The 16038-nt window shown below is 71.7% G+C and carries 13 protein-coding genes and 1 pseudogene; 8 read left to right on the forward strand and 6 right to left on the reverse strand.

Annotated elements, in window-relative coordinates:
• The first annotated feature begins 134 nt into the window (after window positions 1-134).
• From ACIQMU_RS02080 to ACIQMU_RS02095, 4 genes are all read left to right on the forward strand, one after another.
• The gene (locus ACIQMU_RS02080; protein WP_030079431.1) at window positions 135-872 is read left to right on the forward strand and encodes a response regulator transcription factor; all 738 of its coding nucleotides are present in this window, start codon (window positions 135-137) and stop codon (window positions 870-872) included.
• On the forward strand, window positions 869-1945 hold the full coding sequence (locus ACIQMU_RS02085) for a HAMP domain-containing sensor histidine kinase (RefSeq protein ID WP_352238176.1): 1077 nt from the start codon (window positions 869-871) through the stop codon (window positions 1943-1945). Before ACIQMU_RS02080 ends, ACIQMU_RS02085 begins: the two co-directional genes overlap by 4 nt.
• Window positions 1946-2224: 279 nt before the next feature.
• Window positions 2225-6031, forward strand: coding sequence for a multifunctional oxoglutarate decarboxylase/oxoglutarate dehydrogenase thiamine pyrophosphate-binding subunit/dihydrolipoyllysine-residue succinyltransferase subunit (locus tag ACIQMU_RS02090; RefSeq protein WP_402688060.1), 3807 nt, complete (start codon window positions 2225-2227; stop codon window positions 6029-6031).
• 112 nt (window positions 6032-6143) lie between these two features.
• Window positions 6144-6329 (forward strand): DUF6104 family protein, encoded by a 186-nt coding sequence (locus ACIQMU_RS02095; protein WP_003966321.1) that lies wholly within the window; start codon window positions 6144-6146, stop codon window positions 6327-6329.
• Between the two features lie 124 nt (window positions 6330-6453).
• On the opposite strand, the gene ACIQMU_RS02100 is transcribed toward ACIQMU_RS02095, so the two are convergent.
• A complete protein-coding gene (locus ACIQMU_RS02100; protein WP_402688061.1) occupies window positions 6454-7284 on the reverse strand; it encodes a hypothetical protein in 831 nt (276 codons plus the stop codon).
• Between the two features lie 165 nt (window positions 7285-7449).
• Here ACIQMU_RS02100 and ACIQMU_RS02105 point away from each other — a divergent pair, with 165 nt between their 5' ends.
• Window positions 7450-8307 (forward strand): DUF4097 family beta strand repeat-containing protein, encoded by an 858-nt coding sequence (locus ACIQMU_RS02105; RefSeq protein WP_402688062.1) that lies wholly within the window; start codon window positions 7450-7452, stop codon window positions 8305-8307.
• A 1-nt stretch (window position 8308) separates the two neighbouring features.
• Window positions 8309-9352 (forward strand): helix-turn-helix transcriptional regulator, encoded by a 1044-nt coding sequence (locus ACIQMU_RS02110; RefSeq protein WP_352238172.1) that lies wholly within the window; start codon window positions 8309-8311, stop codon window positions 9350-9352.
• Window positions 9353-9468: 116 nt separating this feature from the next.
• Here ACIQMU_RS02110 and ACIQMU_RS02115 read toward each other — a convergent pair.
• Window positions 9469-9928 (reverse strand): annotated as a pseudogene (locus tag ACIQMU_RS02115) (Clp protease N-terminal domain-containing protein); the annotation flags it as partial.
• Here ACIQMU_RS02115 and ACIQMU_RS02120 point away from each other — a divergent pair.
• The gene (locus tag ACIQMU_RS02120; protein WP_352238577.1) at window positions 9897-10037 is read left to right on the forward strand and encodes a hypothetical protein; all 141 of its coding nucleotides are present in this window, start codon (window positions 9897-9899) and stop codon (window positions 10035-10037) included. The pseudogene ACIQMU_RS02115 and the gene ACIQMU_RS02120 sit on opposite strands and share 32 nt — an antisense overlap.
• A 13-nt stretch (window positions 10038-10050) precedes the next feature.
• On the opposite strand, the gene ACIQMU_RS02125 is transcribed toward ACIQMU_RS02120, so the two are convergent.
• From ACIQMU_RS02125 to ACIQMU_RS02140, 4 genes are all read right to left on the reverse strand, one after another.
• Window positions 10051-10590, reverse strand: a complete 540-nt coding sequence (locus ACIQMU_RS02125; protein ID WP_402688063.1) for a GNAT family N-acetyltransferase — start codon at window positions 10588-10590, stop codon at window positions 10051-10053.
• The gene (locus ACIQMU_RS02130; RefSeq protein WP_352238171.1) at window positions 10568-11998 is read right to left on the reverse strand and encodes a cellulase family glycosylhydrolase; all 1431 of its coding nucleotides are present in this window, start codon (window positions 11996-11998) and stop codon (window positions 10568-10570) included. The genes ACIQMU_RS02125 and ACIQMU_RS02130 overlap by 23 nt, the downstream gene beginning before the upstream one ends.
• 77 nt (window positions 11999-12075) lie before the next feature.
• Window positions 12076-13044: a zinc-binding dehydrogenase gene (locus ACIQMU_RS02135; protein ID WP_352238170.1), complete on the reverse strand. Its 969-nt coding sequence runs from the start codon at window positions 13042-13044 to the stop codon at window positions 12076-12078.
• A 244-nt stretch (window positions 13045-13288) separates the two neighbouring features.
• Entirely contained in the window at window positions 13289-14530 is a 1242-nt protein-coding gene (locus ACIQMU_RS02140; protein WP_352238169.1) for an NADP-dependent malic enzyme, read from the reverse strand.
• Window positions 14531-15055: 525 nt separating this feature from the next.
• Between ACIQMU_RS02140 and ACIQMU_RS02145 the strand changes: the two genes are divergently transcribed.
• Entirely contained in the window at window positions 15056-16015 is a 960-nt protein-coding gene (locus tag ACIQMU_RS02145) for an ABC transporter substrate-binding protein (RefSeq protein ID WP_352238168.1), read from the forward strand.
• Window positions 16016-16038: the final 23 nt, after the last annotated feature.

Consider the following 16038-nt stretch of genomic DNA (forward strand, 5'->3'; position numbering starts at 1 on the left):
AACACCCTGCGTAGCCGGGAGCCCTCCGCTGCCTTTACGCTGCTGACCGGAACACGGGATCACCCACGAAATCCACGAGCGAAAACCGTGCCTCCGGGGGAATGGCTCCCGCGAGAACGGGCAGGGGCGGGGCGATGGAACAGACACACACCACCCACAACGGCGTCGCGGCCACCCCAGGGGCCCAGCGCCGGGTGCTGGTGGTCGAGGACGACGCCACGATCGTCGACGCCATCTCCGCCCGGCTGCGGGCGGAGGGCTTCCTGGTGCAGACCGCGCTGGACGGCCCCGCGGCCGTGGACGCGGCAGAGGCATGGCAGCCCGACCTGATGGTGCTCGACATCATGCTTCCCGGCTTCGACGGCCTGGAGGTCTGCCGCCGGGTGCAGGCACAGCGCCCGGTGCCGGTGCTGATGCTCACCGCGCGTGACGACGAGACCGACATGCTGGTCGGGCTCGGGGTCGGCGCCGACGACTACATGACCAAGCCGTTCTCCATGCGGGAGCTGGCGGCCCGGGTGCACGTGCTGCTGCGCCGGGTGGAGCGGGCCGCGCTGGCGGCGGTCACGCCGCGCAGCGGCATACTGCGCCTGGGCGAGCTGGAGATCGACCACGCGCAGCGCCGGGTCCGGGTGCGCGCCGAGGACGTCCACCTCACGCCGACCGAGTTCGACCTGCTGGTCTGTCTCGCCAACACCCCGCGCGCGGTGCTCTCCCGGGAGCAGTTGCTGGCCGAGGTGTGGGACTGGGCGGACGCCTCGGGCACCCGCACGGTCGACAGCCACATCAAGGCGCTGCGCCGGAAGATCGGCGCGGAGCGGATCCGCACCGTGCACGGCGTGGGCTACGCCCTGGAGACCCCCGCGCCATGACGCGGCCAGGGTCCGGACTGCGGCCCTTCTCGATCAAGGCCAAGCTGGGCACGCTCGTCGTGGTGTCGGTGTTCATCACCACGGGGCTGCTGATCGTCGCGCTGCGGACCCGTACGGAGTTCCGCTTCATCACGGTGTTCTCGGTGATCGCCACGCTGCTGATCACCCAGTTCGTGGCGCACGGCCTGACCGCGCCGCTGGACGAGATGAGAGCGGTGGCCCGGTCCATCTCGCACGGCGACTACACCCGCCGGGTGAGCGGCGCCGGGCGGCGGGACGAGCTGGGCGACCTGGCGCAGACGATCAACCGCATGGCGGACGATCTGGAGGCGGAGGACCGGCATCGCAAGGAGATGGTGGCCAACGTCAGCCATGAACTGCGCACGCCCATCGCGGCGCTGAGAGCCGTGCTGGAGAACGTGGTGGACGGGGTGTCCGCCGCCGACCCCGAGACGATGCGCACGGCGCTGAAGCAGACGGAGCGGCTCGGCCGACTGGTCGAGACGCTGCTGGACCTGTCGCGCCTGGACAACGGGGTCGTCACGCTCAAGGCACGCCGTTTCGAGGTGTGGCCGTATCTCTCGGGCGTACTGAAGGAGGCCAACCTCGCCGCCTCGCATCGACGGCTGTCGTCGGGTTCGGGCAACCACTCCCGTACGGACGTCCACCTGCATCTGGACGTTTCGCCGCCGGAGCTCACCGCGCACGCGGACCCCGAGCGGCTGCACCAGGTGGTCGCCAACCTCATCGACAACGCGGTCAAGCACAGTCCGCCGCACGGCCGGGTGACGGTGCTGGCCCGGCGCGGGGCCCGGCCGGAGTCGCTGGAGCTGGAAGTCGTCGACGAGGGGCCCGGCATCCCGGAGGCGGAGCGCCACCGGGTGTTCGAGCGGTTCAACCGGGGGCAGGCGCCCTCCCCGCACGGCCCGGGCAGCGACGGCGGCACGGGACTGGGGCTGGCCATCGCCCGCTGGGCGGTCGAACTGCACGGCGGGCGGATCGGGGTGGCCGAGTCCGCACGGGGCTGCCGCATCCAGGTCACCCTCCCGGGAATCCCCGAGCCGCGCGACTGACGACCCGGTTGGCATAGGCTCGAAGCGTCAGGGCACGCTCACCGGTGTCCTGCCAGCAGGGGATCTCAAGGGGATACGGTCTGACCGTATCCACGTTCCCGCGTACCCGAAGTGCAGCGGAACCTCGCTTGTTTCCCGCCATTTCCTGCGCCGAAACCCGCCTTCCGATGTGATGTGCACGACGAAGCACCGGCCCGGTCTGCAAGGAACGGTTTGGGGGGCGTAGCCTTGATTTCCGCTGTCCATCACCTTGTGAAGCGGAAGAGGGCGGTTGCCGCCGTGTCGTCTCAGTCCCCCAGTAACTCGAGCATCTCGACCGACCAAGCCGGTCCGGGCACCAGCCCGGCCGCGGCGTTCGGTGCCAATGAATGGCTCGTCGACGAGATCTACCAGCAGTACCTCCAGGATCCCAGTTCGGTCGATCGCGCCTGGTGGGACTTCTTCGCCGACTACAAGCCGGGCGCCTCCGGCACGGCGGACGAGCCCGTTCCCGGCGCCGGGGCCTCGGGGGCCCCGGTGACCGAGGCCCCGGCCGCTCCGGCCGCGTCCGCTCCGGCGGCCGCTCCGGCCCCGGCGAAGGCCGCGCCCGCAGCCGCTCCGGCGGCGCCCGCGCAGCCGGCCCCGGCCAAGGCCGCCCCGGCCAAGCCGAAGCCCGCGGCGGCGAAGCCCGCCGCCGCGCCCGCCAAGGCCCCGGCGGACGAGTCCACCGAGGCCCCGGCCGGCCCGGAGTACGTGACGCTGCGCGGCCCCTCGGCCGCCGTCGCGAAGAACATGAACGCCTCGCTGGAGCTGCCGACGGCCACCTCCGTCCGCGCGGTCCCGGTGAAGCTGTTGTTCGACAACCGCATCGTCATCAACAACCACCTCAAGCGCGCCCGCGGCGGGAAGATCTCCTTCACGCACCTCATCGGGTACGCGATGGTGCAGGCCCTCAAGGCCATGCCGTCGATGAACTACTCCTTCGCCATGAAGGACGGCAAGCCGACCCTGGTCAAGCCGGAGCACATCAACCTGGGTCTGGCCATCGACCTGGTGAAGCCGAACGGTGACCGCCAGCTGGTCGTCGCGGCCATCAAGAAGGCCGAGACGCTCAACTTCTTCGAGTTCTGGCAGGCGTACGAGGACATCGTCAAGCGTGCCCGCATCGGCAAGCTCGGCATGGACGACTTCTCCGGCGTCACCGCCTCGCTGACCAACCCCGGCGGCATCGGCACCGTCCACTCGGTGCCCCGCCTGATGCCCGGTCAGGGCCTCATCATGGGCGTCGGCGCGATGGACTACCCGGCGGAGTTCCAGGGCACGTCGCAGGACACCCTGAACAAGCTCGGCATCTCGAAGGTCATGACGCTGACCTCGACCTACGACCACCGGGTCATCCAGGGCGCCGCCTCCGGCGAGTTCCTGCGGGTCCTGTCCCAGCTGCTGCTGGGCGAGAACGAGTTCTACGACGAGATCTTCAAGGCGCTGCGCATCCCCTACGAGCCGGTCCGCTGGCTCAAGGACATCGACGCCTCGCACGACGACGACGTCACCAAGGCCGCGCGGGTCTTCGAGCTGATCCACTCCTACCGGGTCCGCGGCCACGTCATGGCCGACACCGACCCGCTGGAGTACCACCAGCGCAAGCACCCCGACCTGGACATCACCGAGCACGGCCTCACCCTGTGGGACCTGGAGCGCGAGTTCGCGGTCGGCGGGTTCGCCGGCAAGACGATGATGAAGCTCCGCGACATCCTCGGCGTGCTGCGTGAGTCGTACTGCCGCACCACCGGCATCGAGTTCATGCACATCCAGGACCCGAAGCAGCGCCAGTGGCTCCAGGACCGGGTCGAGCGCCCGCGCCCGAAGCCCGAGCGCGAGGAGCAGCTGCGCATCCTGCGCCGGCTGAACGCCGCGGAGGCGTTCGAGACGTTCCTCCAGACGAAGTACGTCGGTCAGAAGCGGTTCTCGCTGGAGGGCGGCGAGTCCGTCATCCCGCTGCTCGACGCCGTCCTCGACTCCGCCGCCGAGGCCCGCCTCGACGAGGTCGTCATCGGCATGGCCCACCGCGGCCGGCTGAACGTGCTGGCGAACATCGTCGGCAAGTCGTACGCGCAGATCTTCCGGGAGTTCGAGGGCAACCTCGACCCGCGCTCGATGCACGGCTCCGGCGACGTCAAGTACCACCTGGGCGCCGAGGGCACCTTCACCGGTCTGGACGGCGAGCAGATCAAGGTCTCGCTGGCCGCGAACCCCTCGCATCTGGAGGCGGTCGACCCGGTCCTGGAGGGCATCGCCCGCGCCAAGCAGGACATCATCAACAAGGGCGGCACGGACTTCACGGTCCTGCCGGTCGCGCTCCACGGCGACGCGGCCTTCGCGGGCCAGGGCGTCGTCGCCGAGACGCTCAACATGTCGCAGCTGCGCGGCTACCGCACCGGCGGCACCGTGCACGTGGTGATCAACAACCAGGTCGGCTTCACCGCCGCCCCGGAGTCCTCGCGCTCCTCGATGTACGCCACCGACGTGGCGCGCATGATCGAGGCGCCGATCATCCACGTCAACGGCGACGACCCGGAGGCCGTGGTCCGCGTGGCGCGGCTCGCCTTCGAGTTCCGGCAGGCGTTCAACAAGGACGTCGTGATCGACCTCATCTGCTACCGCCGCCGCGGTCACAACGAGGGCGACAACCCGGAGTTCACCAACCCGCAGATGTACACCCTGATCGACAAGAAGCGCTCGGTGCGCAAGCTCTACACCGAGTCCCTCATCGGTCGCGGCGACATCACGCTGGAAGAGGCGGAGCAGGCGCTCCAGGACTTCCAGGGACAGCTGGAGAAGGTGTTCGCGGAGGTCCGCGAGGCCACCTCGCAGCCGGCCGCCCCGCACGTCCCGGAGCCGCAGGCCGCGTTCCCGGTGACCGTGGAGACGGCCGTCTCGGCCGAGGTCGTCAAGCGGATCGCCGAGTCGCAGGTCAACATCCCCGAGTCGATCACCGTCCACCCCCGTCTGATGCCGCAGATGCAGCGTCGCGCGGCCTCGGTGGAGAACGGCACGATCGACTGGGGCATGGGCGAGACGCTGGCCATCGGTTCGCTGCTGATGGAGGGCACCCCGGTCCGGCTCGCCGGCCAGGACACCCGCCGCGGCACGTTCGGGCAGCGCCACGCGGTCCTGGTCGACCAGGTCACCGGCGAGGACTACACCCCGCTGCTGTACCTCGCCGAGGACCAGGCGCGTTACAACGTCTACGACTCGCTGCTCTCGGAGTACGCGGCGATGGGCTTCGAGTACGGCTACTCGCTGGCCCGTCCGGAGTCGCTGGTCATCTGGGAGGCCCAGTTCGGTGACTTCGTCAACGGCGCGCAGACCGTCGTGGACGAGTTCATCTCCTCGGCCGAGCAGAAGTGGGGCCAGACCTCCGGCGTCACGCTGCTGCTGCCGCACGGTTACGAGGGCCAGGGCCCGGACCACAGCTCGGCCCGTCCGGAGCGCTTCCTCCAGATGTGCGCGCAGGACAACATGACGGTCGCGATGCCGACCCTCCCGTCGAACTACTTCCACCTGCTGCGCTGGCAGGTGCACAACCCGCACCACAAGCCGCTGATCGTCTTCACTCCGAAGTCGATGCTGCGTCTGAAGGCCGCGGCCTCGTCCATCGAGGAGTTCACCACCGGCGGCTTCCGCCCGGTGATCGGCGACGCGTCGGTCAAGGCGGAGGACGTCCGCAAGGTCGTCTTCTGCGCGGGCAAGCTGTACTACGACCTGGACGCCGAGCGGGAGAAGCGCGGCGACACGGAGACGGCGATCATCCGGCTGGAGCGCCTGTACCCGCTGCCGGGTGCGGAGATCCAGGCCGAGATCGCGAAGTACCCGAACGCCGAGAAGTACCTGTGGGCCCAGGAGGAGCCGGCGAACCAGGGTGCGTGGCCGTTCATCGCGCTCAACCTGATCGACCACCTGGACCTCGCGGTCGGCTCGGACGTGCCGCACGGCGAGCGCCTGCGCCGCATCTCGCGGCCGCACGGCTCGTCCCCGGCGGTCGGTTCGGCCAAGCGCCACCAGGCGGAGCAGACGCAGCTGGTCAACGAGGTCTTCGAAGCCTGAGGACCGTAGCCGTACGACCCGCTCGTACGTCATGGGGACCCGGTTCCGCGCTTGCCGCGGGGCCGGGTCTCCGGCGTTTCGGGCAGCCTCCGGGCATCGATATCCTGGGCGCATGTACTTCACGGACCGTGGCATCGAGGAACTGGAGAAGCGGCGCGGCGAGGAGGAGGTCACCTTCGAGTGGCTCGCCGAGCAGCTGCGGACGTTCGTCGACCTCAACCCCGATTTCGAGGTGCCCGTGGAGCGCCTCGCGACCTGGCTGGCGCGGCTGGACGACGAGGACGACGAGGACGCGTAGCCCTAGCGCGTCAGCGGGCGGCCGGGCGCGTCAGCGGAGACCCGCGCGCGTGGGAGGCGGGGGCCGCCCGCCCGGTCTGACCGTCGAAGAGCCGTACGGACGCCCGCACACGTCCGCCGGTGTGTCAGCTGGCGTCCGCGTTCGCCCTGGCCCGTTCGTACGCGAGTCCGAGCGCGCCCTGTGCCAGCAGCACCGCCCCGGCCGCCGCCCAGCCGCCGCTGCGGCGGCCGGCGCCCCACAGCAGGAGCGGGAGCCCGGCCGCGAGCTGGACGGCGACGACGGCCCGTGCGCGCGGGCCGCGTACCCACGGGCCGACCGGGCTGTTCTCGACGGCGTCCAGTTCGACGCGTACGGCGTCACGCCAGCCGGCCCACTCGACGCGCTCCACCCCGCGCTGCACCGCCGCGACGCTGCGCAGCCGGTCGGCGCTCTCGCCGGGTGAGAGTCCGGCGGGCAGGGTCAACCCGGTGCCGGTGAGGACGGCGAGCAGTCCGCGCAGCCGGGCCCCCGCCGTGGCCTCGGGGTCGGGGCGGGTCAGCTCCTCCAGCGCCTGCGCGTCCAGCACCGGATCGAGGCCGAGCCGGACCGCGAAGGTCCGCATGGCCTCGTCCTCGCCGACCGGGGTGCCGTCGGTCAGCCAGATGTAGCCCACCGGCCGGCGGAATCCGGCGGCCAGGGTGTATCCGGCCCGGTCGGCGTCCCACCACAGCGCGAGCACCGGCCAGGTGGAGCCGACGGCGAGCGCCGCGGCCCAGCCGCCGAGGACACGGTCCACCGGTTCGGCGTCCTGCTCCCCTGCCCCCTTCTGCCAGGGCTTCCCCTCGGGGACGAGCACGCTCCACTCCTCCCCCGCGCGGGCCAGCAGCATCTGCTCGCGCAGCAGGTGGGCGAGCGGCCGTACGGTCTCGGGATCGGCCCGGCACAGCAGGAGGGCCCCGGTGGATGTCGCGTTCATGGCTCACACGCTAGGGCAATATGCCCCGTTTTGTTGATGTCGCACGCGTTTGCCACCCCTTGCCCTGACCCCTTTCGGCCGCCCTTGACTTCCGTCATCCGCGATATATCGTGTTGCTCACAAGACGCGATATGTTGCGTCGCCACGCTCCGGGAGGTCACATCCATGCCTGTGTCGACATGGACCATCGCCGAGCCGCGGAAGCTCGTCCTCGACGATCCGGTGACGGCGCTCCACGTGCGCGTCGTCGACGGCGCGGTCAGCGTGGTCGGGGCCGATGGGCCGGAAGCCCGGCTGGAGGTCTCCGCGATCGAGGGGCCGCCGCTGATCGTGACCCAGGAGGACGGCCGGCTCACCGTGGCCTACGAGGACCTCCCCTGGCAGGACTTCCTGCGCTGGTTCGACCCGCAGGGCCGCCGCCGCAGCGCCGTGGTCTCGCTCGTCGTGCCGGCCGCCTCCTCGGTCGAGGTCGGCGTGATCGGCGCCGGGGCCGTCGTCTCCGGCGTCAGCGGCCGCACCGAGGTCCGCGGCATCACCGGTGACTCGACGCTCGTCGGGCTGACCGGCGCGGTGCGCGGGGAATCCGTGTCGGGCAGCCTGGAAGCGCAGGGCGTCACGGGTGACCTGGGGTTCCACTCCGTGTCCGGCGACCTGACGGTGGTCGACGGGGCGGGCGCCTCGGTCCGGGCCGAGTCGGTCAGCGGCGACATGGTGCTGGACATGGACCCGTCCGGGCGGCCCACGGACATCCGGCTGACCACGGTGACCGGCGAGATCGCGATCCGGCTGCCGCACCCGGCCGACGCCAGGGTCGAGGCGAACACCGCCACCGGAGCCGTCTCCAACGCCTTCGAGGACCTGCGGGTCGGCGGGCACTGGGGGGCGAGGAAGATCACCGGCACGCTGGGCGCCGGGACGGGGACACTGCGCGCGACGACCGTGTCCGGCTCGATCGCGCTTCTGCGCAGGCCGCCCGCCGAGGACGACGCGTACGCCGCCGAGCCGACCGGAAAGGTTCTCTGACATGCCTCCCGTATTCGCCCACGGCCGTCTGCGGCTGTACCTCCTCAAGCTCCTGGACGAGGCCCCCCGCCACGGCTACGAGATCATCCGTCTACTGGAGGAGCGCTTCCAGGGGCTGTACGCCCCGTCCGCCGGCACGGTCTACCCGCGGCTGGCCAAACTGGAGGCCGAGGGCCTGGTCACCCACGCCACCGAGGGCGGCCGCAAGGTCTACTCCATCACCGAAACGGGACGCCAGGAGCTGGCGGGCCGCGGCGGCGAACTGGCCGACCTGGAGCTGGAGATCCGCGACTCGGTCTCCGAGCTGGCGGCCGAGATACGCGACGACGTCCGAGGCGCGGCGGGCCGGCTCCGCAGCGATATGCGGGCGGCGGCCTCGGAATCCGGACCCGGCACGAAGGCGGGAGCGGGGGGCGCCGGAGGGAAGGGCGAACCCTCCTCCCCCTTCGGCGACCTCGGCGGACTGGGCGGCCTCGGCGGACTGGGTGACTTCGGCGACGGCGAGACCTGGCGCGCGGCCAAGGAGGAGCTGCGCCGGGCCAGGCAGGAGTGGAAGGAACAGGCCCGCCGGGCGAAGGACGAGTCCCGGCGCGCCCGCGAGGAGGCCCAGCAGGCCCGCCGCCAGGCCAAGGAGGCCCAGGAGAAGGCGCGCGAGCAGATGCAGGCCGCCGCCCGCCAGGTGCAGGAGCACTTCGCGCGGGGCGACTGGCCCTCCGGTGTTCGCGAGAGCCTCGCGGAGATCACCGGCCAGCTCGGCGGCTTCGCGCGGTCCGGCGCCTGGCCCCCGTTCGGCAAGCCGGAACCGGACGCCCCGGCCGCCTCCGCTTCCGACGACGCCTCCGACTGGGGCCGGGACGCGCCGGTCACGGGCGATCCGGTACGCGACCTGGACCGCCTGCTGGACCGTTTCCGCGACGGCGTCCGGGACGCGGCCCGCGATCACGGGGTGACGGAGACCCAGCTCGCGGAGGCCCGCCGCCACCTGGGCGCGGCGACGGCGCGGATCGAGGCGCTGCTGACGGCGAAGGACGGGAAGGAGGTCTGAGCCGACGCGGCTCGGGCCGGGCGGGGCGGGTGTCCGGTGCCGGACGCCCGCCCCGCTCCGCGTGCCCCGGTCTCCGTACCGCCTCCGTACCGCCGGCTCCATTCCGTTCGCCCGTCTCACCCGGCCCCGGCGCGTCCCTGACTCCCGTGGGCCTCGGGGCCGTACAGCGCGCGCCGCACGGCCGCGTAGGCGGCGCCGTGCTCGGCGAGCACGTCCGCGACGACTCCGGGCTTCGCGGTGAGGGCCGGGAGCAGGTGCTCCGCGCCGATGAAGCGGTCGCCGCGCCCCAGGGCGACCCGTAGCGAGTTCTCCAGTACGGTCTTCGCGCCCGGAGTGAAGGGGCGGTGCCCCGACCACCACCGGCGGCCGGTCCGGCCGGTCGCCGGGGCTCCCTCACCGTGGGCCCCTTCGACCCGGGACAGGATCGCTCCGATGCCGATGCCGGCGAGGGCGTCGGTGTCGGCCTCGGCCAGGCCGCCGTGCCGGCGGGGCCTCGGCGAAGGCGGCGTCCAGGGAGGCGCGATGGCCGTGGAGGCCGAGTGCGGTGACGGCGAACGAGGCCCGGCCGCCCTCCTCCCAGCAGCCGGCGCAGCGCGGCCACCGCCCGCAGCCCGACGCGCGGGTCGCGGTCACCTGCGCGTTCGGCCGGATCCGTCGCTTCGGTCATGACGTCAACTTGAATTGACACCCTCCTTCCGTCAATCAAAGTTGACATCATCGTCGGCCAGACGCGCGTGCCGCTCGACGTCGTACCGGGTGCGGCCGTAGCGCAGCCTGGCCCGCTCGATGCCCTCGGCCACGAATCCGGAGCGGGCCGCGACCCGGCAGGAGGCCGGGTTGTCGGTGCGGTGCCCCAGCTCCAGCCGGTACAGCCCCAGCTCACCGAAGGCCCACCGCGCCAGTGCCCGCACCCCGGCCGGGGCGACCCCCCGGCCGCGCGCCTCCTCGGTGGTCCAGTAGGAGACCCAGCCGGTGTCATGGGCCCGGTTGACGGCGCCGAGGTCGACACAGCCGAGGGCCTCGCCCTCCTCCCCCACGACGGCCCAGGAGTAGCCGGTGCGCGCTCCCCGTTCGCGCGTACGGTCCGCGATCCAGGCCAGCGCCCCGGGCCGGTCGAACACGGGCCGGTCCGTCTGACGGTCCATCTCGGCCGGGGCGAAGGCGCGGAGCACCGCCGAGGCGTCGGCGGGCTCCCAGGGGCGCAGCAGAAACCCTTCAGGGGTGGTCAGTTCGTCCATACGGGCCAGCTTCGCGCACGGTCACCACCACCTCCGCCCCGGGCCACGCCAGAACGGCCGGCCATCCCCCGCGCGAGGACTTGCCGAGGACGCGGGCCGGGCCGGTGACGGAGACGCGCCAGCCCCGGGGGGCCGGCGGGAGGGACAGCTCCGTCACTCCGGGGCGGGCGGCCGCGCGGTAGGCGAGACGGTAGGAGCGGGTGTCCGCGTCGTACGCCTGGGAGCCGACGGTTCCCGCGACGGCCGGGGCGTACGGGGTGGCCGTCCGCTCCTTGTTCGTGCGGAAGCGGCCGTGCTCGTCGACCGCGCAGTAGCCGCCGCCGTAGCACCAGACGTACCCCGCCCAGCCGGAGCTGTAGCGGTTCAGGGAGGCGACGGCCTCGCGGTAGAAGCGGCCCATGTTCGGCAGGGCGTTGTTCAGCGGCCCCCACTCGCCGACGACGACCGGCATCCCGTGCCGGGCCGGGTAGGCGGTGACGGCGGCCTCGTACGCCTCGATCCAGCCGGCGGAGGGGTCGTAGTCCGCGCCGGCCTCCATGGCGGTGTTGTAGAAGTGCGGGGCGTACACGGTCCGGCGGTCCTCGATCCGGCCGAGACCGGTGGGGACGCCCTCGCCGACGATCGGGGTCGGCTCGACGAAGATCCAGGTGTCGCGGTCCTTCGCCCGAACGGCGCGGGCGAGCCGGTTGTACATCGGGGTGAGGTGCCGGGCCTCGATCCGGCGGGCCGCGGTCGGCAGGTCCTCGCCCTCGCGCAGCTCCCCCATCGGCTCGTTGATCAGGTCATAGCCGAGGACGGCCGGGTGGTCGCCGAAGCGTCCGGCGAGTACCTGCCACATGGCGGCCTGGGCGCGCTGGAGGTCGGGGTCCTCGTAGAGGTGGGTGAAGGCACGCTGGACGGCCGGTTCGAAGTACTCGGCGAACCAGTCGTCCGGGTGCGGGGTGAACGGCAGTCCGTCGGTCCTGGTGGCCCAGGCGGGGATGCCCCGGTGCCCGAACGCGGGACCGAAGACGTCCTGGTGGGCGTCGATGAGGACATGGATCCGGTGTGTGCGCGCCCAGTCCAGGATGCGTTCGATCCGCCGGAGGTAGCGCTCGCTGTACTGGCCGCGGGTGGGCTCCAGGTCGTCCCAGAAGACCAGGAGCCGGGCGAAGTTGAAGCCGCCCGCGCGCAGGTCGCGGAAGTGCCGTTCGGTGATGGCGGTGAGGGCGGCCTCGCCGCGGTTCGCCTTGTCCTCGACGTTCCAGCCGCGCAGGGTGAGGGCGCGCCCCCGGTCGTCGGTCAGCGGCGGGATGCCGTGCCCGGCGGACGCGGGGGCGGGGGCCGGGGTGGATACGGGGGCGGGGCGCGCCGAGGCGGCGGGGGCGAGGGCCCCCGCCGCGAGCACGGACGCGACGACAACTGCCATGAGTGCTCTGCCCATTCGCATGGGTCGATCCCATCAGCAGAACTGACGCTCCATCAAGACTTCGGTACCGGCCTCTTTCAGCCGGTGGGCTTCAGCACGATCTTCCCGAAGAGATCGCCCGACTCCACCCGCCCGATCGCCTCCCGGGCCCGGTCCAGCGGCAGCACCTCGTCGATGACCGGGCGCACCCCGGTGGTCGCGCAGAACGCGAGCAGGTCCTCCAGCTCGTCCTTGGTCCCCATGGTGGAGCCGACCACCTTGAGCTCCAGGAAGAAGATCCGGGTCAGCTCGGCGTGCTGGGGCCGGTCGCCGCTGGTGGCCCCGGAGATGACGAGAGTGCCGCCGGGGCGCAGCGACTTCACCGAGTGGGACCAGGTGGCGGCCCCCACGGTCTCGATGACGGCGTCCACCCGCTGCGGCAGCCGGGTACCGGGCTCGTACGCCTCCAGTGCCCCGAGCGCGACCGCCCGCTCGCGCTTGGCCCGGTCCCGGCTCGTGGCGAAGACCCGGAGCCCGGCGGCCTTCCCGAGCGCGATCGCGGCGGTGGCGACCCCGCCGCCGGCGCCCTGGACGAGCACGGAGTCGCCGGGCCGCACCCCGGCGTTGGTGAACAGCATCCGGTACGCGGTGAGCCAGGCGGTCGGCAGGCAGGCGGCCTCCTCGAAGCTGAGCTCCCTCGGCTTGGGCAGCACGTTCCAGGTGGGGACGGTGACCTGCTCGGCGAAGGTGCCCTGGTAGCGCTCGGTGAGGATGGAGCGCGGCTCCTTCGGCCCGACGCCATGGCCCGACTGCCCGATGACGGAGTGCAGGACGACCTCGTTGCCGTCCTGGTCGACGCCGGCCGCGTCGCAGCCGAGGATCATCGGCAGCCGGTCCTGCGGAAGGCCCACGCCCCGCAGGGACCAGAGGTCGTGGTGGTTGACGGAGGCGGCCCGGACGGTGACCGTGGTCCACCCGGGACGTGCCTCGGGGGCCGGGCGGTCGCCCAGCTCCAAGCCGTCGAGGGGCCGGTCGGGATCGATGCGGGCTGCGTAGGCGGCGAACATGGCTCGACGATAGGCGGGGCGGGGCGCGAACGTAACCGCCCGCGTGTGTGACGCACGCCAACCGACGAGCCCCTCCAGGGGGCGGCCCCCGGCCCCTGAGGGGCTGTCAGTGGCCGCCTCGGCCGCCGGAGGGGCCGGCCAAGCGGCCGGCGGGGCGGACGGCGCGGGGCCGGGCTCCGGGAACGGCGATGGGCGGGGACCGTACGGCCGGCCCCCGCCCATCGCACAACCGCTCAACGCGGCATCAGCGCCGCGCCACGCCCTCCGCACGGGCGGCCGCGGCCACCGCCGCGGTGACCGCCGGAGCGACCCGCTCGTCGAACGGCGAGGGGATCACGTAGTCCGCCGCCAGCTCGTCGCCCACGACATCCGCCAGCGCGTTCGCGGCGGCGATCTTCATGCCCTCGGTGATCCGGGAGGCCCGGACCTGGAGCGCGCCGGCGAAGATGCCCGGGAAGGCCAGCACGTTGTTGATCTGGTTCGGGAAGTCCGAACGGCCGGTCGCCACGACGGCCGCGTACTTGTGCGCGACCTCGGGGTGGACCTCCGGGTTCGGGTTGGCCATCGCGAAGACGTAGGCGCCGGGGGCCATCGAGGCCACCGCCGCCTCCGGGACCGTACCGCCGGACACGCCGATGAAGACGTCCGCGCCCGCCAGTGCCGTCTCCAGCGAACCGGAGAGGCCGGCCCGGTTGGTGAGCTCGGCCAGCTCGCGCTTGACCTCGGTCAGGTCCTCGCGGTCGCGGCTGACGATGCCCTTGCGGTCGGCCACCGCGATGTCGCCGATCCCCGCCTCCAGCAGGAACTTGGCGATGGCCACGCCCGCCGCGCCCGCGCCGGAGATCACGCCGCGCAGGTCGCCGAGCGTGCGCCCGGAGAGCTTCGCGGCGTTGCGCAGGGCGGCGAGGGTGACGACGGCCGTGCCGTGCTGGTCGTCGTGGAAGACCGGGATGTCCAGGCGCTCCTGGAGCTTGCGCTCGATCTCGAAGCACCGGGGCGCCGAGATGTCCTCCAGGTTCACCCCGCCGAACGAGGGGGCGAGCCGGACGACGGTGTCGACGATCTCGTCCGCGTCGGTGGTCGCGAGCGCGATCGGCACCGCGTCGACGCCGCCGAACTGCTTGAAGAGAATGGCCTTGCCCTCCATGACCGGGAGGGACGCCTCGGGACCGATGTCGCCGAGTCCGAGCACGGCGGTACCGTCGGTCACGACGGCAACGACCTGCGACTTCCAGGTGTAGTCGTGGACGAGTTCGGGGTTGTCGGCGATGGCGCTGCACACTTTCGCCACGCCGGGCGTGTACGCCAGGGAAAGGTCGTCCTTGTCCCGGATCGGGACGGTGGCCTGCACGGCCATCTTCCCGCCCCGGTGGAGGGCGAAGGCCGGATCGAAGGGCTCGTCGGCCCCGGTGTCCGCTGCGCTCGTGCGCTGGATGCCGCTGTCGTTGGTGCTGTCGCTGCGAGGATTGACGATCTCCGCTGCCATGGTGTTGACCCCTTAAGTCTTCATCGTTAGAGGGTGGCCACTCCTGGTTGAGGAGGGGTGGGCGGGCACCGCGTACGCGCCCCGCACCGGGCGGTTGGCCCGCCCTGGCAGGGAAGAGGTACATACGCGCGGGCGCGCCGCACACGCGCCCTGAGCCCCGGATGAGGGGTGTAAACGTCTTTCTTACCGGACGAACGATGTTACGGACGAGTCCATATCGATGCGGTGACGTGACTCATAGTCGAATATCTGGACAAGTCGGCAAACCGGCATAAATGCCGTCCACTGGTCGAGACGTACCGAAGATTCTCCGGCAGAGGGAATGAATCCCCACAGATGATCCGGCCGTGGTGTACCGGCCGTTGATGTTCGGGGGTCGCCCGTTATCCGATTTTGACATGGCCGGACCCCTGAATGGGCCGGCCCGAATGGCAGGATGCCGTCATCACACAAGGTGGCGACACCCGAAGGTGCGTGCCAAGCCGCCCATCAGCACCTCACCCTCACCTGCCGGAGGATCCCGACATGACCGCAAGCATCACGCGTCGTACGACCGCGAAGTCCCGGATTGCGGCGATCGGCGCCATCGCGGTCGCCGGCTCCCTGCTGCTCACCGCTTGTGGCGACCAGACCGACAAGGGCTCGAAGGAGTCCGGCTCGCCGAAGGCGTCGGAGAGCGCTCCGCTCGCCGACCTGCTGCCCCCGGCCATCAAGGACAAGGGCGTCATCAGGGTCGGTTCGGACATCGCGTACCCGCCGGTGGAGTTCAAGGACGATTCCGGCAAGGTCGTCGGCATCGACCCCGACCTCGGCGCCGCCCTCGGCAAGCAGCTCGGCGTCACCTTCGAGTTCCAGAACGGAACGTTCGACACCCTCATCACCGGCCTGCGCTCGAAGCGTTACGACCTGGCCATGTCGGCGATGACCGACACCAAGGACCGCCAGGACGGCGTCGACTCCGAGACCGGGAAGAAGGTCGGCGAAGGCGTCGACTTCGTCGACTACTTCACCGCCGGCGTCTCGATCTACACCAAGAAGGGCGACGACCAGGGCATCAAGGGCTGGTCCGACCTCTGCGGCAAGAAGATCGCCGTCCAGCGCGGCACGGTCTCCCACGACCTCGCCAAGGCCGAGAGCGCGAAGTGCGGCAGCAAGGGCAAGATCGCCATCGAGCAGTTCGACAACGACCTGGAGGCGCAGACGCGGCTCCGCGCCGGGGGCGCCGACGCCGGTTCGTCCGACTTCCCGGTGGCCGCGTACGCGGTGAAGACCTCGGGCGGCGGCAAGGACTTCCAGATCGTCGGCGAGCAGGTCGAGGCGGCCCCGTACGGCATCGCCGTCGCCAAGGGCAACACCGAGCTCCGGGACGCGGTGAAGGCGGCGCTCGACGCCATCATCGAGAACGGCGAGTACGACAAGATCATCGCCAAGTGGGGCGTCAAGGACGGCGCGGTCACCGAGGCCCGGATCAACGGCGGATCGTGACGGATCACGGCGGTGAGAGGCAA

This window comes from Streptomyces sp. NPDC091649, from assembly GCF_044756785.1.
Lineage (GTDB): Bacteria > Actinomycetota > Actinomycetes > Streptomycetales > Streptomycetaceae > Streptomyces.

What these genes read in the sequence shown, in the direction of transcription:
- ACIQMU_RS02080 (WP_030079431.1), top strand. Translation starts at nt 135, where the DNA reads ATGGAACAGACACACACCACCCACAACGGCGTCGCGGCCACCCCAGGG.
- ACIQMU_RS02085 (WP_352238176.1), top strand. Translation starts at nt 869, where the DNA reads ATGACGCGGCCAGGGTCCGGACTGCGGCCCTTCTCGATCAAGGCCAAG.
- ACIQMU_RS02095 (WP_003966321.1), top strand. Translation starts at nt 6,144, where the DNA reads ATGTACTTCACGGACCGTGGCATCGAGGAACTGGAGAAGCGGCGCGGC.
- ACIQMU_RS02100 (WP_402688061.1), bottom strand. Translation starts at nt 7,284, where the DNA reads ATGAACGCGACATCCACCGGGGCCCTCCTGCTGTGCCGGGCCGATCCC.
- ACIQMU_RS02105 (WP_402688062.1), top strand. Translation starts at nt 7,450, where the DNA reads ATGCCTGTGTCGACATGGACCATCGCCGAGCCGCGGAAGCTCGTCCTC.
- ACIQMU_RS02110 (WP_352238172.1), top strand. Translation starts at nt 8,309, where the DNA reads ATGCCTCCCGTATTCGCCCACGGCCGTCTGCGGCTGTACCTCCTCAAG.
- ACIQMU_RS02125 (WP_402688063.1), bottom strand. Translation starts at nt 10,590, where the DNA reads ATGGACGAACTGACCACCCCTGAAGGGTTTCTGCTGCGCCCCTGGGAG.
- ACIQMU_RS02130 (WP_352238171.1), bottom strand. Translation starts at nt 11,998, where the DNA reads ATGGCAGTTGTCGTCGCGTCCGTGCTCGCGGCGGGGGCCCTCGCCCCC.
- ACIQMU_RS02135 (WP_352238170.1), bottom strand. Translation starts at nt 13,044, where the DNA reads ATGTTCGCCGCCTACGCAGCCCGCATCGATCCCGACCGGCCCCTCGAC.
- ACIQMU_RS02140 (WP_352238169.1), bottom strand. Translation starts at nt 14,530, where the DNA reads ATGGCAGCGGAGATCGTCAATCCTCGCAGCGACAGCACCAACGACAGC.
- ACIQMU_RS02145 (WP_352238168.1), top strand. Translation starts at nt 15,056, where the DNA reads ATGACCGCAAGCATCACGCGTCGTACGACCGCGAAGTCCCGGATTGCG.